The sequence below is a fragment of the Pseudomonas sp. M47T1 genome (assembly GCF_000263855.1).
GTDB lineage: Bacteria > Pseudomonadota > Gammaproteobacteria > Pseudomonadales > Pseudomonadaceae > Aquipseudomonas.
In genome coordinates this window covers 99,753-126,411 of sequence record NZ_AJWX01000017.1, presented here as the reverse complement: position 1 = coordinate 126,411, position 26,659 = coordinate 99,753, and the positions used below count along the sequence as shown (strand labels likewise).

Below are 26,659 nucleotides of genomic sequence, written 5' to 3'. Positions count from 1 at the left end.
CGGTGCATTGACACGTTTTGCCTGCCTGCGTAGTGTCCCGCCGGTCGCACGCCGGCGCGACGGCGGGCCCGCCATGGTGGGCTCCGTCAGGGAGGAGGGTAGCGCTGTCCTTCTTGTATAAGTTGAAGTGTTTATCGAATGCGGGAATGTTATGGAAAGCCGGATCTTGTATCGGACGGTTGATAGTGCTCGGCTGATGGAAAGTTCATTGTTGGCGGAATTCTCCTTATTGGCGGGGCGTGCGCATCAGCGAGGTTGGGAGTTGCGGCTGCGTCGTATATTGACGCGCATGAGCTTTCGTTATTATTCGGTGTCATTTGGCGCGTTGATCAAGGGGGCTGAGGTGGTTCGCCCGCTTACCAACTATCCCAGAAGTTGGCTGGAGCATTATGAGCGGGAGGGGTATCAGGAACTGGATCCTGTTGCCCGCCACTGTCGCCAGCATCTGAAGCCATTATTCTGGGAGCGTGCCCAGCGTCGGGCGCGCGGCCGCTCGAAGGATTACTGGGAGGCTCTGGGGGTGCACGGCTTGCGCGGTGGGGTGAGTATTCCGTTGCGCGGAAAGACGCTGGTGGGCTCGCTGAGCGTCGCGCATTCGGCAGAAGGAGGGGTGGCGCAGTCCGGCGGTGATGAAGATCTGGGGTTGCTGTTCATGCTGGTGCCCTACCTTATCGAGGGTCTGCAGCGGCGCATGGCAATCGAGCAGGCGCCCGAGTCGTGCCTGACGCTCAAGGAGGCTGAATGCCTGGGCTGGGCAAGCATGGGCAAGACCAGTTGGGAGATAGGTCGCATCGTGGGTTGTGCCGAGCGCACGGTGGACTTCCATATCGCCAACGCCGGCCACAAGCTGGGCTCCACCAACCGCGGGCACGCTATCGGCATCGCCGTGTCCCAGGGCCTGATCTCGTTCTAGCTCGTGATATAGCCCCCCGGGAGCTGCCGCAAGGCTGCGAAAAAGGTCCGCAGGGCCTGCGGCGGTGCCATATCGATCGCGGGCACGCTGTGCGCGCCTTCGCAGCCTGGCGGCAGCTAGAGGGGGGGGGCAGGTAGATGCTGAAGGCTATGTCGAGTGGTGTGCCGAAATGGCTTTTCTACGGGCAACAAAAAACCGACCCTGAGGTCGGTTTTTGTTACATCAAGCATTAAGCTTAGGCGGCAGCCTGAGCCAGTGCTTTGATGTGGCCATTCAGACGGCCTTTATGGCGAGCAGCCTTGTTCTTGTGGATGATGCCTTTATCGGCCATACGGTCGATGACTGGCACGGCCAGAACGTAAGCAGCTTGTGCTTTTTCGGCGTCTTTTGCGTCAATGGCTTTGACTACATTCTTGATGTAGGTGCGGACCATGGAACGCAGGCTGGCGTTGTGGCTGCGACGCTTCTCAGCCTGTTTTGCACGTTTTTTGGCGGAAGGTGAGTTGGCCACCGTCGAGCTCCTCGAAAGACTTTTTAAATAGCAAACAAAATAGGCCGCGAATCATGCCGATGACTGAATCTCTTGTCAAGGGTGCGTGAGACGTTCCGCTGAGTGGTCACTCTCGAAAGTGATGATTCACTTCTGTCGCATGACCTGTAAACTCGCGAGTTTTGGCTCTGCCTGCTGATGCGGCGCGGAGTATCGCACAGTTGCGCGCATTCTCGCGCTGCTCTTTGTCCAGAAGGCAGAAAAATCTTTCGATGAATCTTCTCAAGTCGCTGTTCGCGGTCAGTTCCATCACCATGATCTCGCGAGTACTGGGCTTCGTGCGCGATACCCTGATCGCCCGTATCTTCGGCGCCGGCATGGCCACCGATGCCTTTTTCATTGCCTTCAAGCTGCCTAACCTGCTGCGCCGAATCTTCGCTGAAGGCGCATTCTCACAGGCTTTCGTGCCTATCCTGGCCGAATACAAGAACCAGCAGGGCGAGGAAGCCACGCGCACCTTTATCGCCTACGTGGCCGGCATGTTGACGCTCATATTGGCGCTGGTGACGGTGGCGGGAATGATCGCCGCACCGTTCGTCATCTGGGCCACCGCGCCGGGGTTTGCCGACACGCCGGAAAAATTTCAGCTCACCGCTGATCTGTTGCGGGTGACCTTTCCCTACATATTGCTGATTTCGCTGTCTTCCTTTGTGGGCGCGATCCTCAATACCTGGAATCGCTTTTCGGTGCCGGCTTTCACGCCAACGCTGCTTAACGTTGCCCAGATTCTTTTCGCATTGTTCCTTACGCCCTATTTTCACCCGCCCATCATGGTGCTGGCCTGGGGCGTGCTGGCCGGTGGCCTGGCGCAACTGTTGTACCAACTGCCGCACCTGAAAAAGATCGGCATGCTGGTGCTGCCGCGTTTCAGTTGGCGCGACACCGGCGCGCTGCGGGTAATGAAGCAGATGGGCCCGGCCATCCTGGGCGTGTCGGTGAGCCAGATTTCGCTGATCATCAACACTATCTTCGCCTCCTACCTGGCGGCGGGGTCGGTGTCGTGGATGTATTACGCCGACCGCCTGATGGAACTGCCGTCCGGCGTGCTGGGTGTGGCCCTGGGCACCATCCTGTTGCCCACCCTGGCCAAGACCTATGCCAATAAAGACCGCCACGAGTACTCGCGCATCCTCGATTGGGGCTTGCGCCTGTGTTTCATCCTGGTGCTGCCGTGCGCCGTGGCCCTGGCGCTGCTGGCCGAGCCGCTCACCGTGGCGCTGTTCCAGTACGGCAAGTTCGGCGCCTTCGATGCCGCCATGACCCAGCGTGCGCTGATTGCCTACGCGGTGGGCCTGCTGGGCATCATCCTGATCAAGGTATTGGCGCCTGGCTTTTATGCGCAGCAGAACATTCGCACGCCGGTGAAGATTGCGATCTTCACCTTGGCCGCCACGCAATTGATGAACCTGGCGTTCATCGGCTCGCTGGCCCATGCCGGCCTGGCCCTGGCCATCAGCGGCGGTGCCTGCCTGAATGCCGGGCTGCTGTACTGGCAACTGCGCAAACAGGACATGTTCCAGCCGCAGCCGGGCTGGATGAAATTCTTTATCAAGCTGTTGCTGGCTGTCATCGTCATGGCAGCGGTGTTGCTGGGCATGATGCACTTCATGCCGGCCTGGTCCGAGGGGCAGATGCTGGCCCGATTCCTGCGCCTGGGCGCTTTGGTATTGACAGGCGTGGTAGTGTATTTCGGTGTGTTGTTCGCGTTCGGCTTCCGGTTGCGGGATTTTGCCCGTCGAGGGTTGGCCTGACCCGGCGGCACGTCAAACGTCGGTTTTCCGGTTTCCTGCCCCGCACATGGAGGTGGCGCCTGTCGCCAGCGCCCGTGTGTGGTTATAATCGGCCACTTTATGAGCAAGAAGCGCGTTATGCAGCTGGTTCGAGGCCTCCACAACCTGCGGCCCCAACATCGGGGCTGTGTCGCCACTATTGGCAACTTTGACGGTGTTCACCGTGGCCACCAGGCTATCCTGGCGCGGCTGCGCGAGCGTGCCCGGGAGTTGGGCGTGCCCAGCTGCGTGGTGATTTTCGAGCCCCAGCCGCGCGAGTACTTTGCCCCCGAAACGGCCCCCGCGCGCCTGGCGCGCCTGCGCGACAAGCTCGCGCTGCTGGCCGAGGAGGGCGTGGACCGGGTGCTGTGCCTGGCCTTCAACCAGCGCCTGTGCAAGCTCAGCGCCGCCGAGTTCGTCGACACCATATTGGTCGATGGCCTGGGTGTGCAGCACCTGGAAGTAGGCGATGATTTTCGCTTCGGCTGCGACCGCCTGGGGGATTTCGATTTCCTCATGCAGGCCGGCGTGGTCCAGGGTTTCACCGTGGAGGCGGCGCAAACCGTCGAACTTGACGGCGTGCGGGTCAGCAGCACGCAAGTGCGCAAGGCCCTCGCCGCCGCCGATTTTTCCTTGGCCGAGCAATTGCTCGGCCGCCCGTACCGCATTGCCGGGCGGGTGCTGCACGGCCAGAAGCTGGCCCGCCAACTGGGGTGGCCAACCGCCAACGTGCAGCTCAAGCGCCGTCGCGTGCCGTTCACCGGGGTGTACCAGGTGAGCGCTGAAATCGATGGCACACTATGGCCGGGAGTCGCCAACATAGGCGTGCGGCCAACCGTTGCAGGTGATGGCAGTGCCCACCTGGAAGTACATTTGCTGGACTTTGCCGGTGACCTTTATGGCCGGCGTTTGACGGTGGTGTTCCACCACAAGCTGCGTGATGAGCAGCGTTTCGCCTCCCTTGAGGCGCTGAAGTCGGCGATCGATGCGGATGTCGCCGCCGCCCGAGCCTATGCCCTTGAGCATCGGCCAACTGCTAACCCAAGAGCCTGAAATGACCGACTACAAAGCCACGCTAAACCTTCCGGACACCGCCTTCCCAATGAAGGCCGGCCTGCCCCAGCGCGAGCCGCAAACTCTGCAGCGCTGGGACAGCATTGGCCTGTACCAGAAGCTGCGTGAAATTGGCAAGGACCGTCCCAAGTTCGTGCTGCACGACGGTCCTCCGTACGCCAACGGCAGTATTCACATCGGTCATGCGGTCAACAAGATCCTCAAGGACATGATCATCCGTTCCAAAACCCTGGCCGGCTTCGATGCGCCGTACGTGCCGGGCTGGGACTGCCATGGCCTGCCCATCGAACACAAGGTCGAAGTCACCCACGGCAAGAACCTGGGCGCCGACAAGACCCGCGAACTGTGCCGCGCCTACGCCACCGAGCAGATCGAAGGCCAGAAGGCCGAATTCATTCGCCTGGGCGTGCTGGGTGACTGGGCCAACCCCTACAAAACCATGAATTTCACCAACGAGGCCGGTGAAATCCGTGCCTTGGCGGAAATGGTCAAGGGCGGCTTCGTGTTCAAGGGCCTCAAGCCGGTGAACTGGTGCTTTGACTGCGGTTCGGCCCTGGCCGAGGCCGAGGTCGAATACCAGGACAAGAAGTCCGACACCATCGACGTGGCCTTCAATGTCGCCGACCAGCAGAGCCTGGCCGATGCCTTCGGCTTGCCGGGCCTGGAAAAGACCGCCGCCATCGTCATCTGGACCACCACCCCGTGGACCATCCCGGCCAACCAGGCCCTCAACGTGCACCCTGAGTTTACCTACGCCCTGGTGGACGTCGGTGATCGCTTGCTGCTGCTGGCCGAGGAACTGGTGGAGTCGTGCCTGTCGCGCTACGAGCTGACCGGCAACGTCATCGCCACCGCCAAGGGCGCGGCCTTGGAACATATCCACTTCCAGCACCCGTTCTACCACCGTACTTCGCCGGTCTACCTGGCTGACTATGTAGAGCTGAGCGCCGGTACCGGCGTGGTCCACTCGGCGCCTGCCTATGGCGAAGACGACTTCGTCAGCTGCAAGCGCAACGGCATGACCAACGATGAGATCCTGACCCCGGTGCAAAGCAACGGTGTCTACGCCGAGAATCTGGAGTTCTTCGGTGGCCAGTTCATCTTCAAGGCCAACGCCAACATCATCGCCAAACTGGCTGAAGTCGGCGCGCTGTTGAATACCCAGGCCATCACCCACAGCTACATGCACTGCTGGCGCCACAAGTCGCCACTGATCTACCGCGCCACCGCGCAGTGGTTCGTGGGCATGGACAAGCAGCCCACCGAAGGCGCCACCCTGCGCAACCGCGCGGTGAAAGCCATCGAAGAGACCAAGTTCGTCCCCACCTGGGGCCAGGCGCGCCTGCACTCCATGATCGCCAACCGTCCCGACTGGTGCATCTCGCGTCAGCGCAACTGGGGCGTGCCAATCCCGTTCTTCCTGAACAAGGCAAGCGGCGAGCTGCACCCACGTACCGTCGAACTGATGGAAATCGTTGCCAAGCGCGTTGAAGTCGAGGGCATCGAAGCCTGGTTCAAGCTGGACGCCACCGAACTGTTGGGCGCCGAGGCTGATCAGTACGACAAGATCAGCGACACCCTGGACGTGTGGTTCGACTCCGGCACCACCCACTGGCACGTGCTGCGTGGTTCGCACCCCATGGGCCACGAGACCGGCCCGCGCGCCGACCTGTACTTGGAAGGTAGCGACCAGCACCGCGGCTGGTTCCACTCGTCGTTGCTGACCGGATGCGCCATCGACAACCACGCGCCGTACCGCGAGCTGCTGACCCACGGTTTCACCGTGGACGAGAACGGCCGCAAGATGTCCAAGTCGCTAGGCAACGTCATCGCCCCGCAGAAGGTCAACGACACCCTGGGCGCCGACATCATGCGCCTGTGGGTTTCGGCCACCGACTACTCGGGCGAAATGGCCGTGTCGGACACCATCCTGCAGCGCAGCGCCGATGCCTACCGCCGTATCCGTAACACCGCGCGCTTCCTGCTGTCGAACCTGTCGGGCTTCAACCCGGCCACCGACCTGCTGCCAGCCGATGAAATGATCGCCCTGGACCGCTGGGCCGTGGACCGCGCCCTGTTGCTGCAGCGCGAGCTGGAAGAGCACTACGGCGAATACCGCTTCTGGAACGTGTACTCCAAGGTCCACAACTTCTGCGTGCAGGAGCTGGGTGGTTTCTACCTGGACATCATCAAGGACCGCCAGTACACCACCGGCGCCAACAGCACCGCACGCCGTTCGTGCCAGACCGCGCTGTTCCACATCTCCGAAGCGCTGGTGCGCTGGATCGCACCGATCCTGGCCTTCACTGCCGACGAGCTGTGGCAGTACCTGCCGGGCGAACGCAACGAGTCGGTCATGCTCAACACCTGGTACCAGGGCCTCACCGAACTGCCGGAAGGCTTCGAGCTGGGTCGCGAATACTGGGAAGGCGTGATGGCGGTGAAAACCGCGGTCAACAAGGAACTGGAGAACCAGCGTGCGGCGAAAGCCATCGGTGGCAACCTGCAGGCCGAAGTCACCCTGTACGCCGACGAAGCCGTCAGCGCCGACCTGACCAAGCTGGGCAACGAACTGCGCTTTGTGCTTATCACGTCCAAGGCCACCGTGGCGCCATTTGTCGATGCCCCAGCCGACGCAGTGGTCACCGAAGTGGAAGGCCTGAAACTGAAAGTGGTCAAGTCCGGCTACACCAAGTGCGCCCGCTGCTGGCATTTCAGCGATGACATCGGCGTGAACGCCGAGCATCCGGAAATCTGCGGTCGTTGCGCCGACAACATCAGCGGTGCAGGCGAGGTGCGTCACTATGCCTAAGGCCGATACCGGGCGCTTCGGGCGCCTGGGTTGGGTCTGGTTGAGCGTGCTGGTCCTGGTCCTCGACCAGGTCAGCAAGTTCTACTTCCAGAGCAACCTCAGCCTGTACCAGCAGATGGTGGTCATCCCCGACTACTTCAGCTGGACACTGGCCTACAACACCGGCGCCGCCTTCAGCTTCCTGGCTGACAGCTCCGGCTGGCAACGCTGGCTGTTCGCCCTGATCGCCGTGGTGGTCAGCGCCGTGCTGCTGGTGTGGCTCAAGCGCCTGGGCCGCAACGAAAACTGGCTGGCCGTGGCGCTGGTGCTGGTACTGGGCGGCGCGCTGGGCAACCTGTACGACCGCATTGCACTGGGCCACGTGATCGATTTCGTGCTGGTGCACTGGCAGAACCGCTGGTACTTCCCGGCGTTCAACCTGGCCGACAGCGCCATTACCGTGGGCGCCGTGATGCTGGCCCTGGACATGTTCAAGAGCAAGAAAACCGGAGAAGCGGTCAATGACTGAGCAGCGTATCGCTCAAAATACCGAAGTGACCCTGCACTTCGCCCTGCACCTTGAAAACGGCGACACCGTCGACAGCACTTTCGACAAGGCCCCGGCCGTGTTCAAGGTGGGCGACGGCAACCTGCTGCCAGGTTTCGAGGCCGCTATCTTCGGCTTCAAGGCCGGCGACAAGCGCACCGTGGTGGTCCCGCCGGAGAATGCCTTCGGTCAGCCCAACCCACAGAACGTGCAGATCATGCCACGCTCCCAGTTCCAGGACATGGAGCTGTCGGAAGGGCTGCTGGTGATCTTCAACGACGCCGCCAACACTGAATTGCCTGGCGTGGTGAAGGCGTTCGACGACGCGCAAGTGACCGTCGACTTCAACCACCCACTGGCCGGCAAAACCCTGAACTTCGAAGTGGACATCATCGAGGTCAAGGCTCTCTGAGCCCTGACCCTGCGCGCAAGCACGAGGCACAGCATGCAAATCAAACTCGCCAACCCCCGTGGCTTCTGCGCAGGTGTGGACCGGGCGATCGAAATCGTCAACCGCGCCCTGGAAGTCTTCGGCCCGCCGATCTATGTGCGTCATGAAGTGGTGCACAACAAGTTCGTGGTGGAAGACCTGCGCAACCGCGGTGCCATTTTCGTCGAAGAACTGGACCAGGTGCCGGACGACGTCATCGTCATCTTCAGCGCCCACGGTGTTTCCCAGGCCGTGCGCCAGGAAGCGGCTGGCCGTGGCCTGAAAGTGTTCGACGCCACCTGCCCGCTGGTGACCAAGGTGCACATCGAAGTGGCGCGCTACAGCCGCGACGGTCGTGAGTGCATCCTCATTGGCCACGCCGGTCACCCGGAAGTGGAAGGCACCATGGGCCAGTACGACGGCAGCAATGGCGGCTCGATCTACCTGGTGGAAGACGAGAAGGACGTGGCCAGCCTGCAGGTGCGCAACCCCGACAACCTGGCCTTCGTGACCCAGACCACGCTGTCGATGGACGACACCAGCCGCGTCATCGACGCCCTGCGTGGCCGCTTCCCGAACATCGGTGGCCCGCGCAAGGACGACATCTGCTACGCCACGCAAAACCGCCAGGACGCAGTCAAGCAACTGGCCGACGAGTGCGACGTGGTTCTGGTAGTGGGCAGCCCCAACAGCTCCAACTCCAACCGCCTGCGCGAATTGGCCGAACGCATGGCCACCCCTGCCTACCTCATCGACGGCGCCGAAGACATGCAGCAAGCCTGGTTCGACGGTGTGCAACGCATCGGCATCACCGCTGGCGCCTCGGCACCGGAAGTGCTGGTGCGCGGCGTGATCAACCAGCTGCACGCCTGGGGTGCCACCGGTGCCGAAGAGCTGGACGGGCGGCCGGAGAACATCACGTTCTCGATGCCCAAGGAACTACGCGTCAAGGCGATCTGATTGCTGAATTGAACAAAGGGCCTGAGTGGCCCTTTCGTTTGTCAGGTGCACGCGGCCGCTCTTGGCGATCACCACCTGGTAATGACTCTCCCCGGTATGCCCGTCGCAGACATGCACCGTACCGGCCTGAAACGCCCCGCTGTCTTGTAACGCCCAGCCTTGGGCGGTAAAGCGCACCTGCGCACGCACCGGCGAATTGCCGTAAACCGCCAGGCGAGGATCGCCCTGATTTACCCGCAACACCGGATTGCGTTCATCACTGGCGCCCTGGCCACTGTGGTCGGCAATGATCCGCCAACCGCTGGACCAGTCGCCGTCCAGTGCATGAATGACCACGTCCTGGTTACGCAGTACCGCCTCGGTACGTGCCACGCGTAACCCAGTCAACAACTCGTGGGCGGCTATCTGGCGCCGCTGAGCCTGAGTCATGGCTTGATAATGGGGCAGCGCCAGGTGCATCAGCACTGCCGCTACCGTTACCGCCACCATCAATTGAACGAGACTGAAACCGCGCTGCTGCATGCCGATGCTCCCTGCTTGGCAAACCTGAGACGACTTTGTACAGATGAACGCTGATCCCTCTGGAACAACCGTATATCCTGTGCCGTGCTTTTGCGCAGGCACTGCTGGTTTATAGTCCAGCGCATTCGGGGGGAGCGGGGCAGATGGATTCAAGACGTAACGGATTCACGATGGTGGAGATGCTGGTGACGGTTGCGATATTTGCCATCATGGCCGCGATTGCACTGCCGTCGTATACCACCATCATTGCCAATAACAGGGCGGACACAGAGACCGGAGAATTCTACCGGGCACTCAACTATGCGCGCCTGGAAGCCATCAACCGCGGTTTGAGCGTGCGCATCACCCCCTCCACATCCGGCGTCTGGACCAGCGCCCTGAATATCACGCTCAGCAGTGCAGGCACGTCCTTGAGGGTCATTCCCGCCATGTCCAGTTCAGCCGCCCTGAGCTTCAGCACCACGGCGGCCTACATTGAATTCAACAATCTGGGCGGGCTGACGTTCCCAGCTTCGGCGTTGACGTTGACCTACACCCAGGGAACGGTGAGCCGCAACCTGGGTGTTTGCCTCAACGGGCGGGTGGTCTTGAGCGGGACGTGCACATGAAGCTCAAACCACTCCAACGCGGTTTTTCCCTGATCGAAGTCCTGGTGGCAATGCTGATCATGACCATTGGTTTGATGGGCGCTGCCGCCATCCAGCTCAATGCGCTGAAATATACCGACAGCTCGGCCATGCGCACCCAGGCCAGCTTCATTGCTTACGACATGCTGGACCGTATCCGTGCCAATAACCTGGTCAACTACAGCATCGCCTCGGCCATGGCAGCGACCACGACCACCGCAACGTCCGACCCCCGGGCTTTGGACTGGTCCGACTTCAAAGGCAATATCACCTCGGGCCTTGGCGGCACCACCAATAATGCCGACGGCTCGATCGTGATTGCCAACAACGTCATTACCATCACCATCAAATGGGGAGACTCGCGCGCGGGTAAAACGTTGAACGCCATCAATGCCAGCGCGGTGGCCAACGACACCTCTGTCCAGACGTTCACCCTGGTTTCCCGAGCCTTCAACGACGCCACGGTGACCCAATGAAAAAGCACTCGGCTGGTTTTGGCTTGATCGAACTGATGGTGGCGCTGACCTTGGGCCTGATTATTCTGCTGGGGGTGTCGCAGATATTCGTGGCGGCCAAGAATACTTACCTGTCCCAGAACGCCGCGGCGGCCATGCAGGAAGATGCTCGTTATGTGTTGAGCAAGATGGTTCAGGAAATTCGCATGACCGGGATGTTCAGCTATGTCGTGCCAACGCCTGACAGCACGGCCCTGGATTTTACCCTCGCGTCGACCACGCCCTTCAATTATGTCGCCACCACGGTCGGCACTGTCACGACAGGCGTAATGACCCTGCTCACCGCCGATGTTGGCGGCAATGGCAGCGCGCCAACCTGGACCATTCTGACTGACCCTACGCTGAACACGGCTACCGTGACCGCAGGGGCGAAAACGACCGCGGGATTGATCTCGATGCCGATCCGCCGGGTGATCTACACCTACGACAGTACCAACCAGCGCTTGCTGACAACGATTGCCGGTGTGCAGTCCGTGCTCATCAGCAACGTCAGCGCCATGAGTATCCTGTTTGGCATCAGTGGCGGCAGCGGGGCCATTACCTCCTACACCAGCACGCCGCCCGCCACCACAGCGGGGCTTGCGAACGTCCTCAGTGTACGTATTTCCCTGACCTTGTCAGACCCCAACAATCGCGTGAAGCCGCAGGCGTTCAGTGTTGTCGCCGCCATCCGTAACCGTCTGCCATGAGAGCCTTGTCGATGCCCCGCCCCCCCCTTGCTGGTTTTCGAGGTCCTGGCGCTGCCCGGCAACAGGGTATGGTGTTGCTGGTTGCGCTGGTGATGCTGTTGCTGATCACCATGATCGGTATTTCCTCCATGCAGAACGCCACATTGCAGGAAAAAATGGCCGGTAGCGTGCAGATGCGCAACACCACCTTTCAGGCCGCGGAGGCTGCATTGCGGGTTGGAGAGAATGCCGTGGCCGCCACCGGCTACACCCTGGTCCAGTGCACCACTTCGCTGACCTGTTCGCCTCCCCCCGCCACGGAATACAACAACGTGACCGCTGCCGGCACCACCGGAACTTCGGGTATCGCCTGGGTTGCGGTGGGCACTACGGGGTTTTATGGCGTGCAGTTCCTCGGCATTCCCGCGGCAGGCACGATACCGAACACCACGTCCAGCTCGTCGCTCTATCGCATTACCGCCATAGGCTTTACCGCGGCAACGCCTTTGACCAATCCGCGCACCGTTCTGGAGAGTGTGTATGGCAAGTAATGGATGGTGGCCGGTGCGCGGCCTGCTCAAAGCGCTCCTGGGAATGCTGCTCGGGATATTCATCAGCGTGCCGGCGTTCGGCTTCACGCCTATTACCGCGCCCCTGTTGAGTGCTGCCGCGGTAACCCCCAACGTCATGCTGCTGGTGGACAACTCCGGCAGTATGGACAGCATCATTGAGGACTCGGGGTTCGACTCCACGCTCACCTGGCCGGCGGTGTATTCAGCCAGTTATTCCTGCTTCCTGTTTTTCTGCGGGTATTCCTCGGGTAGCCAGATCGGAGGGGGCGCGGACTATGTATTCGTCGGCAACTTGAGCCAGGGTACCTGTAGCAGTGGCCAGTACGCTTTCTACCGCAGCAGCACTGCAGTAACCTGCCTGACCTTGCCCGACCCGCGTGGCAGCGGTCAGACCCGTTACCCGGTGGATTACCTTTCGTACCTGGTGAGCAAGTCCAACGCCGGCAGTGCAATTACCGTCACCAGCAGCACACGCATGCTCACGGCAATCAGCGTGGCCAAGACCCTGGTCACGGCGAACCGCAACCTGCGCATCGGCCTGTCGACCTTCAACCCTCCGACAAATGCCGACCGGGGCCCGGGCGGCAACATTACCCAGGCAATCAGCGATTTGCAGCCTGTTACTGCCTACGGCACCACCGGGCTGGTGCCAACCGTGACGCAAACCCAGGCCAACACCAACTACCAGGCCCTGATCAACGCCATTGGCGGGCTGAGTGCAAGCTCGAACACGCCGCTGGCGGAAACCTATTACGAAATCACCCGCTACATGCGTGGCATGTCGCCGTACTACAACTCGTCACCATCCACCTATACCAGCCCCATCCAGTACCGCTGTCAGAAAAACTTTGGCGTGGTGATCACCGACGGGCTGCCCACCTACGACCGCACCTTCCCCAAGAACGATCCGTTGGGGGGGACCAACCTGCCCAACTGGGACGGTATCAACAACGATGGCAACAACCTCAATGGCGATGATGAAGGGGATACGCTGTACCTGGATGACATTGCCAAGTTTGCCTATGACATCGACATGAAGGCCGTGGCCACCAACAGTACCGACGCCACAGGCAAGAGCTGGGGGGCGGCGGACTTCCCCAAGCAGAACATGTTTACCTACGCCATCGGTTTTACCGCCAGCAACCAGATGCTGATCGACACGGCCAGCTACGGCCATGGCAAATACTACCTGGCCACCGACAACGCCTCGCTGACCAGCGCGTTGTCTTCCGCGCTGAGTGACATTACCTCCAAGGCCGGCTCCGGCGGCTCCGGCACGGTCAGCGCCACTACCCTGACGTCTTCTTCGTTCTACTACCAGACACTCTACGATCCGGTTGACTGGCGCGGCATTGTCGAAGCCTTTCCCCTGAGTAGCACAGGGACGGCCAGTACCACGGCCAGCTGGAATACCAACACCACTATGGCGGTGGGCACGACGGCGCCAACCTTCGAGTCCTACAACACGGTGACGGCCGCACCGATCACCATGGCCTACGCCAACTATGGTGCGGCGCAGCAGACCGTATTGAATGCCAACCTGCCGACCGGTATAACCGGGACTAACCTGGTGAACTGGAGCAAAGGCACCAACATCACCGGGCTGCGCACCCGCACGGTGTTGCTGGGCGATATCATCAATTCGCCGCTGGTCCAGGCCGCCAAGACCGACCAGACGGCGTCGAGCCTGGTAGGGGATTCAAGCTACACCACCTACCTGGCCACGAAGTCAGTAGGGATGACCAACAGCCTGGTGGTCAACGCCAACGATGGCTTCACCAACGTCATCAACGCCAGCACTGGCGTGCGCAGCTATGCCTACATGCCGTCCACGGCGCTGGCATCGCTGTACAAGGTATCGGACACCGGTTACATCAACGGCAACTCTCATGCGTTTCTCAATGACGGCCCTATCGCGGTGTATGACGCCCAGATCAGCAGCGGCTGGAAAACGCTCGCCTTGAGCGGTACGGGGGCTGGCGGCAAGGCCTACTCGGCCATCCAGCTTTACGACGCAACCCTGGGCAACGTGGTCAAGGCATTGTGGGAGCTGCGCCCGGACAGCTTCTCTGCCAGCAGTTCCACCCCCTTTGCTGACTTGGGTTATGCCTACTCGACGCCCCAGGTGGCCAAACTGTCCGACGGTACCTGGGCGGCCTTTATTGCCAACGGTTATGGCAGCACCAAGGGCGTGGCATCCTTGTTCGTGGTCAACCTTGCGACCGGCGCGCTGATCAAGGAAATCGTCGCCGAGAGCAGCAATGGCAGCAACGGTCTGTCCACCGTAGCGCTCAAGGTCAATGCCTCCAACGTTGTACAGGCGGCCTACGGCGGTGACCTGCTGGGGCACATGTGGAAGTTCGACTTGAGCAGCACGTCCACGGCCAGTTGGGGCATGGCGTTTTCGGGCAGCCCGTTGTTCACCGCGCCGGGCGGCTCCAGCCAACCAATCACGGCCGCACCGTTGCTGATTACCAACGCTACCAGCGGCAAGATGGTCTATTTCGGCACTGGCAAGCTGAATGAAACAGCGGACAAGACCACTACCGCCGCCCAGGGCTTTTACGCCGTGTGGGACGCCGATACCAACACCACGGGCAACTACACCACCGCCAACCTGCAGTCCCAGGCCGTCACCGGCATCAACAGTGCGGGGTACGTGATCAGCACCAGCAATACCACGGACTACACCTCGCTGAAAGGCTGGTACCTGCCGTTGGTATTTGGTACTTCACTGACGGGGCATCGGGTTATCTATCAGGCGGCGTACAAGACCAGCCGGATCATCTTCACCTCGGCATTTGTCGATACTACCGACGCCTGCGCCAGCCAGGGTGCGGGTTACACCTTCGAGCTGAACGCGTTGAACGGCAGTATCCTCAGCTACCCTGTGCTCGACACCAATGGCGATGGGGTGGTCAACTCCAGCGACACCATTGTCAGCGGCATCTATATCTCCACGGGCATCCCCAACCTGAACGGCATCATTGATGTGGCTTCAACCAACAGCCAGGTGAAAATCATCAACGATTCGAGCGGCACCATCACCAAGCTGGTGGAGGCGGGCACCGGCACGGCGACCTTGGGGCGGATCCTTTGGCGACAAATTCAATGAGGGAACAGTGAACATGCAACGAAAGATTCTGGGTTTCACGCTGGTAGAGCTGATGGTTGTGGTGGCTATTGTCGGCATCCTCGCTGCAATTGCCTATCCGTCGTACACCAGTTATGTGCAGCGAACGCACCGTGCCGAGATCACCGAGCTGATGTCCGAGACTGCGCAGAACCTGGAGCGCTGGTATTCGAAGTACGGTACTTATGTCAACTTCACCTCCCCGGCCAGCAACGCCTGGTACACCGTGAGTTTTTCCGTTGCGCCTAGCGCTTCAGGTTACACCCTGCAAGCTGTGCCGATTGCCGGTACGCTCATGGCCAACGACGCCTGCGGTACCTTCACCCTTGCGCAGGACGGCACCCGCACCATCACTGGCACTGCCCCCATGACCGTCGCCAAATGCTGGGGCCGTTGAGTGCCCTCTGATCCTGGACCAACCATGCCCACACAACAAGAACTCATCATCATCGGCGGCGGCGTCATCGGCCTGCTGACCGCCCTGAACCTGGCCCCCCACGTGGCCCGCATCACCCTGCTGGACCGCGCAGGCGTAGGCCAGGAATCGTCCTGGGCCGGTGGCGGCATCGTCTCGCCGCTGTACCCCTGGCGCTACAGCCCGGCGGTGACGGCGCTGGCGCACTGGTCCCAGGACTTCTACCCGCAGTTGGGCGCGCGGCTGTTCGCCGACACCGGCATCGACCCCGAGGTGCACACCACTGGCCTGTACTGGCTGGACCTGCCCGATGAAGACGAAGCGCTGGCCTGGGCAGCGCGCCTGAACCGGCCCCTGAGCAAGGTGGATATTTCGGCGGCCTACGACGGCGTGCCGGTGCTGGGCGGTGGCTACCGCAGCGCCATCTACATGGCCGACGTGGCCAATGTGCGCAACCCGCGCCTGGTGAAATCGCTGAAAGCGGCGCTATCGGCGCAGCCGAACGTGACCGTGCGCGAGCACTGCGAAGTGCGCGGCTTCCTGCGTGATGGCCAGGCCATCGTCGGTGTCGACGCGGCGCAGGGCGAGCTGCGCGCCGATCAGGTGGTGCTGACGGCGGGTGCCTGGAGTGGTGATTTGCTGGAAAGCCTGGGCGTGCGTTTGCCGGTGGAGCCGGTGAAGGGGCAGATGATTCTGTTCAAGTGCGAGGCGGACTTCCTGCCGAGCATGGTGCTGGCCAAGGGGCGCTATGCGATTCCTCGTCGCGACGGTCACATTCTGGTGGGCAGCACGCTGGAGCATGAGGGCTATGACAAGACGCCTACCGTCAGCGCGCTGGAAAGCCTGAAGGCCTCGGCCATTGAGCTGCTGCCGGCGTTGGCCAATGCCACGCCGGTCAAGCACTGGGCGGGATTGCGGCCGGGTTCGCCGGAGGGCATTCCATTTATTGGTGCACTGGAGGGTGTCGAGGGGCTGTGGCTGAACTGCGGCCACTACCGTAACGGCCTGGTGTTGGCGCCGGCGTCCTGCCAATTGTTTGCTGACCTGATGCTGGGTCGCGAGCCCATCATCGATCCCGCTCCCTACGCGCCAGCAGGCCGTTTGGCGTAACCCGTAGCTGGCGCAGGCTGCTAAGAGGTTTGCAGGACCTTTGGCGGTGTCAGGTTGATCGCGGGCCCCCTGTGCGGGCCTTCGCAGCCTGGCAGCAGCTCCGGGGCGCAGGTGGGGGGGTTATTCCAGGCCGAGCTTTTTGAGGCGGTAGCGCATCGAACGGAACGACAGGTTCAAGCGCTGCGCCGCTGCCGTGCGGTTCCAGCGGGTTTCTTCCAGGGCCTGCAAGATCAGTTTGCGTTCGATGGTTTCCAGGAAGTCTTCCAGGTTGTCCACGTTGGTCAGGTCCGGCACGCCGTTTTCGGCCACCGGGGCCGATTCGGTGAGGCGCAAGTCGCTGGCTTCGATACGTTCGTTTTCACACAGGGTGTAAGCCCGCTCCAGCATGTTTTCCAGTTCGCGCACGTTGCCGGGGAAGCGATAGCCCTTCAGGGTTTCCAGCGCTGCCGGGCTCAGTTGCGCCGGCGGCAGGCCGCTGCCCTGGGCCAGGCGCTTGAGCACCTTGGTGGCCAGCAGCAGGATGTCCTCCCGGCGTTCGCGCAGCGAGGGCACGCGCAGTTCGATAACGTTGAGGCGGTAGTACAGGTCCTGGCGGAAGCGCCCGGCGGCCACTTCGGCGTTCAAATCCTTATGGGTGGCACACAGTACGCGCACATCCACCACCACTTCGCTCTGGCCGCCAATGCTGCGAATGGCCTTTTCCTGAATGGCGCGCAGCAGTTTGACCTGCATGGCCAGTGGCAGGTCAGCCACTTCATCCAGAAACAAGGTGCCGCCGCTGGCCGCCTGGAACAGCCCTGGCTTGTCCTCCATGGCACCGGTGAAGCTGCCTTTGCGATGGCCGAAGAATTCGCTTTCCATCAGCTCGGAGGGAATGGCCCCGCAGTTCACCGGCACGAACGGCAACTCGGCGCGCGGGCCCTGTTCGTGGATCAGGCGTGCTACCAGTTCCTTGCCGCTGCCCGACTCGCCACTGATGTACACCGGCGCCTGGCTGCGGGCCAGGCGGCCGATCTGTTTGCGCATGGCCAGCATGGGCGGTGAATCGCCCAGCAGCCGGTCATCGATGCTCTGCTCGCTACCCGCCGGGCCTTGCAGGCGCAGGGCGGTGGTGACCAAGTCGCGCAGGCGCGGCAGGTCCACCGGTTTGGTCAGGAAGTCGAAGGCGCCGGCCTTCAAAGCGTTGATGGCGGTGTCGAGGCTGCCGTAGGCGGTAATCATCGCCACTGGCAGTTGCGGAAAGCGTTGCTGCATGTGCTGCACCAGCTCAAGGCCCGTGCCGTCGGGCAGGCGCATGTCGGTCAGGCACAGGTCGAAGGGCTCGCGGGCCAGCCAGTCGCGGGCTTCTTTGACGTTGCGCGCGCTGCGCGTGTCGAGCTTCATCCGGCCCAGGGTGATTTCCAGGAGTTCGCGGATATCCGGTTCATCGTCGACGATCAGGATCTTCTGCCGTTGGCTCATGTTCAACTCAGCTTCCGTGCATGGGCGAACGTGATCCGCAGGCAGCTGCCACCGCGTTCACGTGGTTTGTAGTCTAGGTGCGCCTGGTTGCTTTCGCACAGCTCACGGGAAATGTAGAGGCCCAATCCTGTTCCTTTGGTTTCGGTGGTGAAGAAAGGTTCGAAGATGTGTTGCAGTTGATCGGCCGAAAACCCGGGACCATCATCCAGTACGTCGAGAATAGGCAGGCCGTTGGTCGGTTCCACGAATAGGTTCAGCCACACCTGTGCCTGGCCGTGGGCATGGGCGCTGTAGCGCAGCCCGTTTTCCACCAGGTTGGTCAGCACCTGGGTCAGGTGGTGCGGGTCCATGCGGGTTTCGATCGGCCCGTCGGTGACGTACAGGTGCAGGGCCTGGCGCGGGGTGGCGCTGGTGCGGAAGTGTTCCAGGAACTGTTGCACAAATACCGTCAAGTCCAGCATCTGGGGCTCGGCCTGGCGCCGGCGAGACAGTTGCAGCACGTTCTCGATGATCAGGTTCATGCGCTTGGACTGGTCCTTGATGATCTGGGTCAGGCGCAGGTCGGCCGGGTCCAGGCTCTCTGATTCCTGCAGCAGTTGGCCGGCATGACTGATGGCGCCCAGCGGGTTGCGGATTTCATGGGCAATGCTGGCGGTCAGGCGGCCCAGGGCGGCCAGTTTCAGCTGCTGGGCCTGCTGCGCGATTTGCGACAGGTCTTCGAGAAACACCAGGGTTTGTTGCTGGTCGCCACGGCGAAGGGCGATGAAGCTTGGCTGCACCGAAGGGCCGGTGGGGGTGAACTTGATACTGCGCAGGCGCAACGTGGGGTTGGTGTGCCATTGCAGCAGGCGTTCCACCAGTTCTGGCGAATAGGCAGCGATCAACTGGCCGCTGAGGTGATACTGGCCAATCAGCTTGAGCGCGCCGTCGTTGGCCAGTTGCACGCGGTTGACGGTGTCCAGCACGAGGATGCCGGTGCGCATGCGCTGCAGGATCAGTGCGTTCAGCTCTTCCAGGTTGGTGACGTCGCTGGCGCGTTGTGAGGCCAGGTTTTCGCTGACCCGCAGCAGCCGCGTCAGGGCCTGCACCATCAGCGCCACGGCAAAGCACAGCACGCCCAGGGTGCTGGCCTGTACGTAGTTGGTGACGTTGTTGGGCCGCAGGAAGTTCAGGTAGAAGGTCAGGTAGATGATGCCGATGCTGCCCAGTGCGGCAATCAGCAGGCCATTGCGCCCGCGCAGCAGCAGATTGCTCATGGCCACCGAGGCAATCATCAAGTTGCCGATGCCGCTGGGCGTGCCGCCGCCGGCGTAGAACAGCCCGGACAGCATCAGGATGTCGAACAGCGCCAAGGCGAACACGTGGCCGGGCGGGCGCAGTTTTTCCAGCAGTATCACAGCGGCGATGTTGAGCAGCAGGTAGGCCCAGCTGCCACTGCGGAACCAGACGCCATTGGCCAGCTCCAGCAGCTTGTCGTCCATGTCGCTGGAAATCAGCAGGATCAGGGTAATGCCGATGGTCAGGCGGTACAGGTGATACAGGCGCAGCATGCGCCGCGCCTGGGGGCCGCCGGGCTGGAAGGTCTCAGCGCTCACGTGGGGCCGGGCCCTCGTTGAGGTGAGCCTGGGTGCAATACCAGTGCTGGCCGTTGCTGAGGGCGCGGTCTTGCGGCAAGTGCACACCGCAGTGGGCGCAGCGCACCATCAACAGCGCCTGCTCGGCACCGCGCTGGGCGGGCTGGCGCGGGGTGGGCTTGATCTTGCGCCACAGCCACAACACGGCAAAGACAATGGCGATCCAGAAAATCAGGCGAATCATGGTCAACAGCTCAAGCAGGGAGAGATGCGGCAGTGTAGGAGCGGGTAGGGCGTGGGACAAGCGGCGATGGGTATCGGCGGTGATATCTTTTTGATGGCCTGGGTACGCCGATACCGGTAGCCGCTGCCGCCAGGCTGCGCTGGCCTGGTGCCTCGCTGAAAATCTCCCGTGTAAATGCGGGCCGGCGCAGCCTGGTGGCAGCGACTACAGATATTTCAGGGCGGCAATATATTTCTGCGGATACAAAAAAAGAGGCCCGAAGGCCTCTTTTTTACTGCGGTGCTGTTCAGTCGAACAGGCCGAAGGTCATGTAGCTGAAGATCGAACGGCTTTTCTTCGGCGCGTCGTCTACCGGCTTGGCAGCGTCTTCGGCGGTGCCGCCCTGGTCTTTGGGCAGCAGGTCGCGCGGGATGGCATCCTTGGCGTCCTGGAACTGCTTGACCACGTCCTGGTTGGCTCGGGTTTCACCCGGTGGCAGCGGAGCACTGGTTTCCACCAGGCCCAGCGTGGCCTTGGTCAGCCAGGAGCGGTTGTCCGCTTCCTGCTGCTGAGGCACGAACTTGTCGTCCACCAGTTGCGGGTGGTCCGGGTAGTTCAGCTTCAGGGTTTCCAGGCTGGTGTTGGCCAGATCGTCCAGGCCAAGGCGCTGGTAGGACTCGACCATCACGGCCAGGCCATCACCGACGGACGGTGTTTCCTGGAAGTTTTCCACCACGTAGCGGCCACGGTTGGCGGCAGCGACGTAGGCCTGACGGGTCAGGTAGTAGTCAGCCACGTGAATCTCGTAGGCCGCCAGCAGGTTGCGCAGGTAGATCATGCGCTGCTTGGCGTCCGGCGCGTAGCGGCTGTTGGGGTAGCGGCTGGTGAGCTGGGCGAACTCGTTGTAGGAGTCGCGGGCAGCGCCCGGGTCACGCTTGGTCATGTCCAGCGGCAGGAAGCGCGCCAGCAGGCCACGGTCCTGGTCGAACGAGGTCAGGCCCTTGAGGTAGTAGGCGTAGTCCACGTTCGGGTGCTGCGGGTGCAGGCGGATGAAACGCTCGGCAGCCGACTTGGCCGCTTCAGGTTCGGAGTTCTTGTAGTTGGCGTAGATCAGCTCGAGCTGCGCCTGGTCGGCGTAGCGCCCGAACGGATAGCGGGAGTCCAGCGCCTTCAGTTTGGCGGTGGCGCTGGTATAGCTGTGGTTGTCCAGATCGGCCTGCGCCTGCTGGTACAGCTCGGTTTCGCTCAGGTTTTCGTCGACCACTTCCTTCTTCGACGAACAGGCGGCCGTGAGTCCGAGGATGGCGATCAGCAGCAGGTGTTTCACTTGCATGGCGGCTTGCGTCCCTATGACGGCCGCTGTCTTGGGCGTGACCGTCCTGTTATGATGAGCGCCCCGTGGAAGCCTCGGGGCAAAAGACGCCGTATTTAACCACAAGCGTGCAGCCGAAACCAAAGGCTGTGCCGCCGCCTAGTCCGAGCATGTCCGAGATCATACAACTTAGCGCAGAGGTGCCGTCCGAATTGGGCGGCCAACGCCTCGATCAAGTCGCCGCACAATTGTTCGCCGAGCACTCGCGCTCGCGCCTATCCGCCTGGATCAAAGAAGGCCGCCTGACCGTGGACGGTGGCGTGCTGCGCCCGCGTGACATCGTTCACGGCGGCGCTATCCTGGCCCTTTCCGCCGAACAGGAAGCCCAGGGCGAGTGGATCGCCCAGGACATCGAACTGGACATCGTCTACGAAGACGACGACATCCTGGTCATCAACAAGCCTGCGGGCCTGGTGGTGCACCCGGCTGCCGGCCACGCCGACGGTACCCTGCTCAACGCCTTGCTGCACCACGTGCCGGACATCGTCAACGTCCCGCGCGCCGGCATCGTGCACCGCCTGGACAAGGACACCACCGGCCTTATGGTGGTGGCCAAGACCATCCAGGCGCAGACAAAACTGGTTACCCAGCTGCAAAGCCGTACCGTCAGTCGGATTTATGAGTGCATCGTGATCGGTGTGGTGACCGCCGGGGGCAAGATCAACGCGCCCATCGGTCGCCACGGCCAGCAGCGCCAGCGCATGGCGGTGATGGAAGGTGGCAAGCCTGCCGTCAGCCACTACCGCGTGCTGGAGCGCTTCCGTTCCCACACCCATGTGCGGGTCAAGCTGGAAACCGGCCGTACCCACCAGATTCGCGTGCACATGTCACACATCAACTTCCCGTTGGTGGGCGACCCAGCTTACGGTGGTCGCTTCCGCATTCCGCCGGCGGCCAACCCGAGCATGGTCGACGCGCTCAAGACCTTCCCGCGCCAGGCCCTGCACGCACGCTTCCTGGAGCTGGAACACCCCACCACCGGTGAGCGCATGAGCTGGGAATCGCCGCTGCCGGACGACTTCGTCTGGCTGCTGTCGTTGCTCAAGCAGGACCGCGAGGCGTTCATCGGGTGAGTGAGTTGATGCAGGACCTGATTTTCCCCGATTGGCCGGCACCGGCCAACGTCAGGTCCTGCGTCACCACTCGGCAGGGCGGCGTCAGCGTCGCGCCTTTCGAATCGTTCAACCTCGGTGACCACGTGGGCGACAGCCCGGCGTCGGTGGCCGATAACCGTGCGCGCCTGACCCGCCAGTTTGGTATCCAGCCGGCCTGGCTCAAGCAGGTGCACGGGGTGAGCGTGGCCCATGCCGACCCTGGGGGGATCGCTGAGGCGGACGCCAGCTGGACGTCGACGCCGGGCATTGCCTGCACGGTGATGACCGCCGACTGCCTGCCGGCCCTGTTCTGCGACCGCGCCGGTACCCGCGTGGGCGCCGCCCATGCCGGCTGGCGTGGGCTGGCGGCCGGGGTGCTGGAGGCCACGGCCAACAGCCTGGGTGTGCCGGCCAGCGAGATTCTGGTGTGGCTGGGCCCGGCCATTGGCCCGCGCAATTTTGAAGTGGGGGCCGAGGTGCGCGACATCTTCATGGCCAGCCACCCCGAAACCGCCGAAGCCTTTGTGCCAGGCGCCCAGCCCGGCAAGTACCTGGCCGACATTTACGCCCTGGCGCGCCTGCGCCTGGCGGCCATGGGCATTACTGCCGTGTACGGTGGTGGTGAATGCACCATCGAGGATCTACGCTTCTTCTCTTACCGGCGCGCGCCGCAGACGGGGCGCTTCGCTTCGCTGATCTGGCTGGGATAGTGGGAGCGGGCTTTGCCCGCGAATGTGCCGCCGCCTGACTGCTGGAGTGCGCGGGGTCCTTTTCGCGGGCAGAGCCCACTCCCACAACTAATTCCAAATGCGATCCCTTGTGGGACCGGACGAAGCTCGGGAACCAGGCGCCACCGAATCATGACCTGGGTCAAGCCACTGCCGCTTGAATCCTGAACAATCTCCCCCATCTATATCGGTATCTCAGGCAGGTTTTTCTTCATCAGGTGTGTCCATCGCTCCGGCCTGCCCCTATAGGAAGGTGACTCATGCGTATAGACCGTTTGACCAGTAAGTTGCAATTAGCCTTATCCGACTCCCAATCCTTGGCCGTGGGCATGGACCATCCGGCCATCGAGCCTGCGCATTTGATGCAGGCGCTGCTCGACCAGCAGGGCGGTTCCATCAAGCCGCTGCTGATGCAGACCGGCTTCGACGTGAACAGCCTGCGCAAGGAGTTGAGCAAAGAGCTCGACCGCCTGCCAAAAATCCAGAACCCCACCGGCGACGTCAACATGTCCCAGGACCTGGCGCGCCTGCTCAACCAGGCCGACCGCCTGGCCCAGCAGAAAGGTGACCAGTTCATCTCCAGCGAGCTGGTGTTGTTGGCTGCCATGGACGAAAACAGCAAACTGGGCAAGTTGCTGCTGGGCCAGGGGGTGAGCAAGAAGGCCCTGGAAAACGCCATCATCAACCTGCGTGGCGGCGAAGCGGTGAACGACGCCAACGCCGAGGACTCGCGCAAGTCCTTGGAAAAATACACCGTGGACCTCACCAAGCGCGCCGAAGAGGGCAAGTTGGACCCGGTGATCGGCCGTGACGACGAAATTCGTCGCACCATCCAGGTCTTGCAGCGCCGCACCAAGAACAACCCGGTATTGATCGGTGAGCCTGGAGTGGGCAAGACCGCCATTGCCGAGGGCCTGGCCCAGCGCATCATCAATGGTGAAGTGCCCGACGGCCTGCGTGGCAAGCGCCTGCTGTCCTTGGACATGGGCTCGCTGATCGCCGGCGCCAAGTTCCGTGGCGAGTTCGAAGAGCGCCTCAAGGGCGTGCTCAATGATCTGTCCAAGCAGGAAGGCCAGATCATTCTGTTCATCGACGAGCTGCACACCATGGTGGGCGCCGGCAAGGGCGAAGGCTCCATGGACGCCGGCAACATGCTCAAGCCGGCGCTGGCTCGCGGTGAGCTGCACTGTGTGGGCGCCACCACTCTGAACGAATACCGTCAATACATAGAGAAGGACGCGGCGCTGGAGCGACGCTTCCAGAAAGTGCTGGTGGAAGAGCCGAGCGAGGAAGACACCATCGCCATCCTGCGCGGCCTGAAAGAGCGCTATGAAGTGCACCACAAGGTGGCCATCACCGACGGCGCGATCATTGCCGCGGCCAAGCTCAGCCATCGCTACATCACCGACCGCCAGTTGCCGGACAAGGCCATCGACCTGATCGACGAAGCCGCCAGCCGCATCCGCATGGAAATCGACTCCAAGCCAGAAGTGCTGGACCGCCTGGAGCGCCGCCTGATCCAGCTCAAGGTCGAATCCCAGGCCTTGAAGAAAGAGGACGACGAGGCGGCCATCAAGCGCCTGGAAAAACTGACCGAGGAAATTACCCGGCTGGAGCGTGAGTACGCCGACCTTGAAGAGGTCTGGACCTCGGAAAAAGCCGAGGTGCAGGGCTCTGCGCAGATTCAGCAGAAAATCGAACAGTCACGCCAGGAACTGGAAGCCGCCCGCCGCCGCGGCGACCTGAATCGCATGGCCGAGCTGCAGTACGGGATAATCCCGGACCTGGAACGCAGCCTGCAAATGGTCGACCAGCACGGCAAGAGCGACAACCAGTTGCTGCGCAGCAAGGTCACCGAGGAAGAAATTGCCGAAGTGGTGTCGAAGTGGACCGGCATTCCTGTCTCGAAAATGCTCGAAGGCGAGCGCGAGAAGCTGTTGAAAATGGAAAGCCTGTTGCACCAGCGCGTCATCGGCCAGGACGAGGCGGTGGTGGCGGTGGCCAACGCGGTACGGCGTTCGCGCGCCGGGCTGTCCGACCCTAACCGCCCAAGCGGTTCGTTCATGTTCCTGGGCCCTACCGGCGTGGGCAAGACCGAACTGTGCAAGGCGCTGGCCGAGTTCCTGTTCGACACCGAAGAGGCCATGGTGCGCATCGACATGTCCGAGTTCATGGAGAAACATTCCGTGGCTCGCCTGATTGGTGCCCCACCAGGCTACGTCGGTTACGAGGAGGGCGGTTACCTGACCGAAGCCGTGCGTCGCAAACCGTACTCGGTGGTGCTGCTGGACGAAGTCGAGAAGGCGCATCCGGACGTGTTCAACGTGTTGCTGCAAGTGCTGGACGACGGACGCCTGACCGACAACCAGGGGCGCACCGTGGACTTCCGCAACACCGTGATCGTGATGACTTCCAACCTGGGCTCGGCGCAGATCCAGGAGTTGACCGGTGACCGTGAGGCTCAGCGTGCGGCCGTGATGGACGCGGTGAGCTCGCACTTCCGGCCGGAGTTCATCAACCGTATCGACGAGGTGGTGATCTTCGAAGCGCTGGCCCGCGATCAGATCGCCGGCATCACGCAAATCCAGCTTGGCCGCCTGCGCAGCCGCCTGGCCGAGCGCGAGTTGAACCTGACGCTGAGCGACGAGGCGTTGGACAAGCTGATTGCCGTGGGTTACGACCCGGTGTACGGCGCTCGGCCGCTCAAGCGCGCCATTCAGCGCTGGATCGAGAACCCGCTGGCGCAGCTGATACTGTCGGGGCAATTCCTGCCCGGCAGCACCGTGACCGCCTCGGTGGAAGGCGACGAGATCGTCTTCGCCTGACGGCATAGGCTACTGCTTTCGTGGGAACTGGCTTGCTGGTAAGCCAGCGCCCACAGGGGCTTGCCAGCGCTCTTCAAATTTTTTGAGCTAAATGCATGTTTCTATTTGCATTTCTCAAAAGCCTTTAGTAAAGTTCGCCCCGCTGTAACGGCAACCCACAGATCACCAGGCAACACGGCGGTCTGAAAATAGTTTGAAATTCAGTAAGTTGAATGAAAATTAGGGGTTGACAAGGGTTTTGAAGGTTGTAGAATAGCGCGCCTCAGAGGCACTAACGTAGCGATACGGGAAAGCCAACGAGTTCGAAGCGGTAGGAATACAGCTTAGAAACTTGCAGTACTGAAATTGATAGTTCCGTGATAGCTCAGTCGGTAGAGCAAATGACTGTTAATCATTGGGTCCCAGGTTCGAGTCCTGGTCACGGAGCCAAATTTCATATCGGGGTATAGCGCAGTCCGGTAGCGCGCCTGCTTTGGGAGCAGGATGTCAGGAGTTCGAATCCCCTTACCCCGACCATTTTTGGGTCGTTAGCTCAGTTGGTAGAGCAGTTGGCTTTTAACCAATTGGTCGTAGGTTCGAGTCCCACACGACCCACCATTTTTGACTCCAGTTCGCTGGGTCAGATCTTAAAAAGACCTGTCGAGTAACACCGCCAGGCATCAAAAAAGGCGCCTTATGGGTGCCTTTTTTGTACCGGGGTATAGCGCAGTCCGGTAGCGCGCCTGCTTTGGGAGCAGGATGTCAGGAGTTCGAATCCCCTTACCCCGACCATCTTCAGAAAAAAGGC

The 26,659-nt window shown here is 61.7% G+C and carries 23 protein-coding genes and 4 tRNA genes; 21 read left to right on the top strand and 6 right to left on the bottom strand.

Annotated features, from left to right (window positions below; all coding sequences use genetic code 11):
• Positions 1–151: 151 nt before the first annotated feature.
• A complete protein-coding gene (locus tag PMM47T1_RS18285; RefSeq protein ID WP_043301239.1) occupies positions 152–913 on the top strand; it encodes a LuxR family transcriptional regulator in 762 nt (253 codons plus the stop codon).
• 235 nt (positions 914–1,148) lie between these two features.
• Here PMM47T1_RS18285 and rpsT read toward each other — a convergent pair whose 3' ends face one another.
• Entirely contained in the window at positions 1,149–1,424 is a 276-nt protein-coding gene (gene rpsT / locus PMM47T1_RS18280; protein ID WP_008371580.1) for a 30S ribosomal protein S20, read from the bottom strand.
• A gap of 251 nt (positions 1,425–1,675) precedes the next feature.
• On the opposite strand from rpsT, the gene murJ reads away from it, so the two are divergent.
• The 6 genes from murJ (at position 1,676) to ispH (ending at position 9,034) form a co-directional block, all read left to right on the top strand.
• On the top strand, positions 1,676–3,214 hold the full coding sequence (gene murJ, locus PMM47T1_RS18275; protein WP_008371579.1) for a murein biosynthesis integral membrane protein MurJ: 1,539 nt from the start codon (positions 1,676–1,678) through the stop codon (positions 3,212–3,214).
• A gap of 117 nt (positions 3,215–3,331) precedes the next feature.
• Positions 3,332–4,285, top strand: a complete 954-nt coding sequence (gene ribF / locus PMM47T1_RS18270; protein ID WP_008371578.1) for a bifunctional riboflavin kinase/FAD synthetase — start codon at positions 3,332–3,334, stop codon at positions 4,283–4,285.
• Between the two features lies 1 nt (position 4,286).
• Positions 4,287–7,118, top strand: a complete 2,832-nt coding sequence (ileS, locus tag PMM47T1_RS18265; RefSeq protein WP_008371577.1) for an isoleucine--tRNA ligase — start codon at positions 4,287–4,289, stop codon at positions 7,116–7,118.
• Positions 7,111–7,626, top strand: coding sequence for a signal peptidase II (lspA, locus tag PMM47T1_RS18260; protein WP_008371576.1), 516 nt, complete (start codon positions 7,111–7,113; stop codon positions 7,624–7,626). Before ileS ends, lspA begins: the two co-directional genes overlap by 8 nt.
• Entirely contained in the window at positions 7,619–8,056 is a 438-nt protein-coding gene (gene fkpB / locus PMM47T1_RS18255) for an FKBP-type peptidyl-prolyl cis-trans isomerase (protein ID WP_008371575.1), read from the top strand. Before lspA ends, fkpB begins: the two co-directional genes overlap by 8 nt.
• 33 nt (positions 8,057–8,089) lie before the next feature.
• Positions 8,090–9,034 (top strand): 4-hydroxy-3-methylbut-2-enyl diphosphate reductase, encoded by a 945-nt coding sequence (ispH, locus tag PMM47T1_RS18250; protein ID WP_008371574.1) that lies wholly within the window; start codon positions 8,090–8,092, stop codon positions 9,032–9,034.
• On the opposite strand, the gene PMM47T1_RS18245 is transcribed toward ispH, so the two are convergent.
• Complete coding sequence (locus PMM47T1_RS18245) at positions 9,014–9,556, bottom strand: GspH/FimT family pseudopilin (protein WP_008371573.1); 543 nt, start codon at positions 9,554–9,556, stop codon at positions 9,014–9,016. The genes ispH and PMM47T1_RS18245 overlap by 21 nt on opposite strands.
• 143 nt (positions 9,557–9,699) lie before the next feature.
• On the opposite strand from PMM47T1_RS18245, the gene PMM47T1_RS18240 reads away from it, so the two are divergent.
• The 7 genes from PMM47T1_RS18240 to thiO all read left to right on the top strand — a co-directional run bounded on the left by PMM47T1_RS18240 (position 9,700) and on the right by thiO (position 16,595).
• Complete coding sequence (locus tag PMM47T1_RS18240) at positions 9,700–10,164, top strand: GspH/FimT family pseudopilin (RefSeq protein ID WP_043301238.1); 465 nt, start codon at positions 9,700–9,702, stop codon at positions 10,162–10,164.
• Entirely contained in the window at positions 10,161–10,658 is a 498-nt protein-coding gene (pilV, locus tag PMM47T1_RS18235) for a type IV pilus modification protein PilV (RefSeq protein WP_008371571.1), read from the top strand. Before PMM47T1_RS18240 ends, pilV begins: the two co-directional genes overlap by 4 nt.
• A complete protein-coding gene (locus PMM47T1_RS18230; protein ID WP_008371570.1) occupies positions 10,655–11,386 on the top strand; it encodes a PilW family protein in 732 nt (243 codons plus the stop codon). Before pilV ends, PMM47T1_RS18230 begins: the two co-directional genes overlap by 4 nt.
• A gap of 68 nt (positions 11,387–11,454) precedes the next feature.
• Positions 11,455–11,916 carry a pilus assembly PilX family protein gene (locus PMM47T1_RS18225; RefSeq protein ID WP_008371569.1) on the top strand — a complete coding sequence of 154 codons (462 nt, stop codon included), beginning with the start codon at positions 11,455–11,457 and terminating at the stop codon, positions 11,914–11,916.
• Complete coding sequence (locus PMM47T1_RS18220) at positions 11,906–15,052, top strand: pilus assembly protein (RefSeq protein ID WP_238536633.1); 3,147 nt, start codon at positions 11,906–11,908, stop codon at positions 15,050–15,052. The genes PMM47T1_RS18225 and PMM47T1_RS18220 overlap by 11 nt, the downstream gene beginning before the upstream one ends.
• A 13-nt stretch (positions 15,053–15,065) precedes the next feature.
• Entirely contained in the window at positions 15,066–15,467 is a 402-nt protein-coding gene (locus PMM47T1_RS18215; protein WP_008371566.1) for a type IV pilin protein, read from the top strand.
• Between the two features lie 24 nt (positions 15,468–15,491).
• The gene (thiO, locus tag PMM47T1_RS18210) at positions 15,492–16,595 is read left to right on the top strand and encodes a glycine oxidase ThiO (RefSeq protein ID WP_008371564.1); all 1,104 of its coding nucleotides are present in this window, start codon (positions 15,492–15,494) and stop codon (positions 16,593–16,595) included.
• Positions 16,596–16,715: 120 nt separating this feature from the next.
• Here thiO and PMM47T1_RS18205 read toward each other — a convergent pair whose 3' ends face one another.
• From PMM47T1_RS18205 to PMM47T1_RS18190, 4 genes are all read right to left on the bottom strand, one after another.
• Complete coding sequence (locus PMM47T1_RS18205; protein WP_008371562.1) at positions 16,716–18,056, bottom strand: sigma-54-dependent transcriptional regulator; 1,341 nt, start codon at positions 18,054–18,056, stop codon at positions 16,716–16,718.
• Between the two features lie 2 nt (positions 18,057–18,058).
• Positions 18,059–19,651, bottom strand: coding sequence for a sensor histidine kinase (locus PMM47T1_RS18200; protein WP_008371561.1), 1,593 nt, complete (start codon positions 19,649–19,651; stop codon positions 18,059–18,061).
• Positions 19,641–19,874 carry a PP0621 family protein gene (locus PMM47T1_RS18195; protein WP_008371559.1) on the bottom strand — a complete coding sequence of 78 codons (234 nt, stop codon included), beginning with the start codon at positions 19,872–19,874 and terminating at the stop codon, positions 19,641–19,643. Before PMM47T1_RS18195 ends, PMM47T1_RS18200 begins: the two co-directional genes overlap by 11 nt.
• Positions 19,875–20,160: 286 nt before the next feature.
• Entirely contained in the window at positions 20,161–21,186 is a 1,026-nt protein-coding gene (locus tag PMM47T1_RS18190; protein WP_008371557.1) for an outer membrane protein assembly factor BamD, read from the bottom strand.
• 149 nt (positions 21,187–21,335) lie between these two features.
• On the opposite strand from PMM47T1_RS18190, the gene rluD reads away from it, so the two are divergent.
• The 7 genes from rluD (at position 21,336) to PMM47T1_RS18155 (ending at position 26,643) form a co-directional block, all read left to right on the top strand.
• Entirely contained in the window at positions 21,336–22,298 is a 963-nt protein-coding gene (gene rluD / locus PMM47T1_RS18185; protein ID WP_008371556.1) for a 23S rRNA pseudouridine(1911/1915/1917) synthase RluD, read from the top strand.
• Entirely contained in the window at positions 22,295–23,029 is a 735-nt protein-coding gene (pgeF, locus tag PMM47T1_RS18180) for a peptidoglycan editing factor PgeF (RefSeq protein ID WP_043301237.1), read from the top strand. The genes rluD and pgeF overlap by 4 nt, the downstream gene beginning before the upstream one ends.
• Positions 23,030–23,307: 278 nt before the next feature.
• Positions 23,308–25,872: an ATP-dependent chaperone ClpB gene (clpB, locus tag PMM47T1_RS18175; protein WP_008371554.1), complete on the top strand. Its 2,565-nt coding sequence runs from the start codon at positions 23,308–23,310 to the stop codon at positions 25,870–25,872.
• 353 nt (positions 25,873–26,225) lie between these two features.
• Positions 26,226–26,301 (top strand) — tRNA-Asn (locus PMM47T1_RS18170).
• Positions 26,302–26,311: 10 nt separating this feature from the next.
• Positions 26,312–26,388, top strand: a tRNA-Pro gene (locus tag PMM47T1_RS18165).
• Between the two features lie 5 nt (positions 26,389–26,393).
• Positions 26,394–26,469 (top strand) — tRNA-Lys (locus PMM47T1_RS18160).
• A 97-nt stretch (positions 26,470–26,566) separates the two neighbouring features.
• Positions 26,567–26,643, top strand: a tRNA-Pro gene (locus PMM47T1_RS18155).
• Positions 26,644–26,659: the final 16 nt, after the last annotated feature.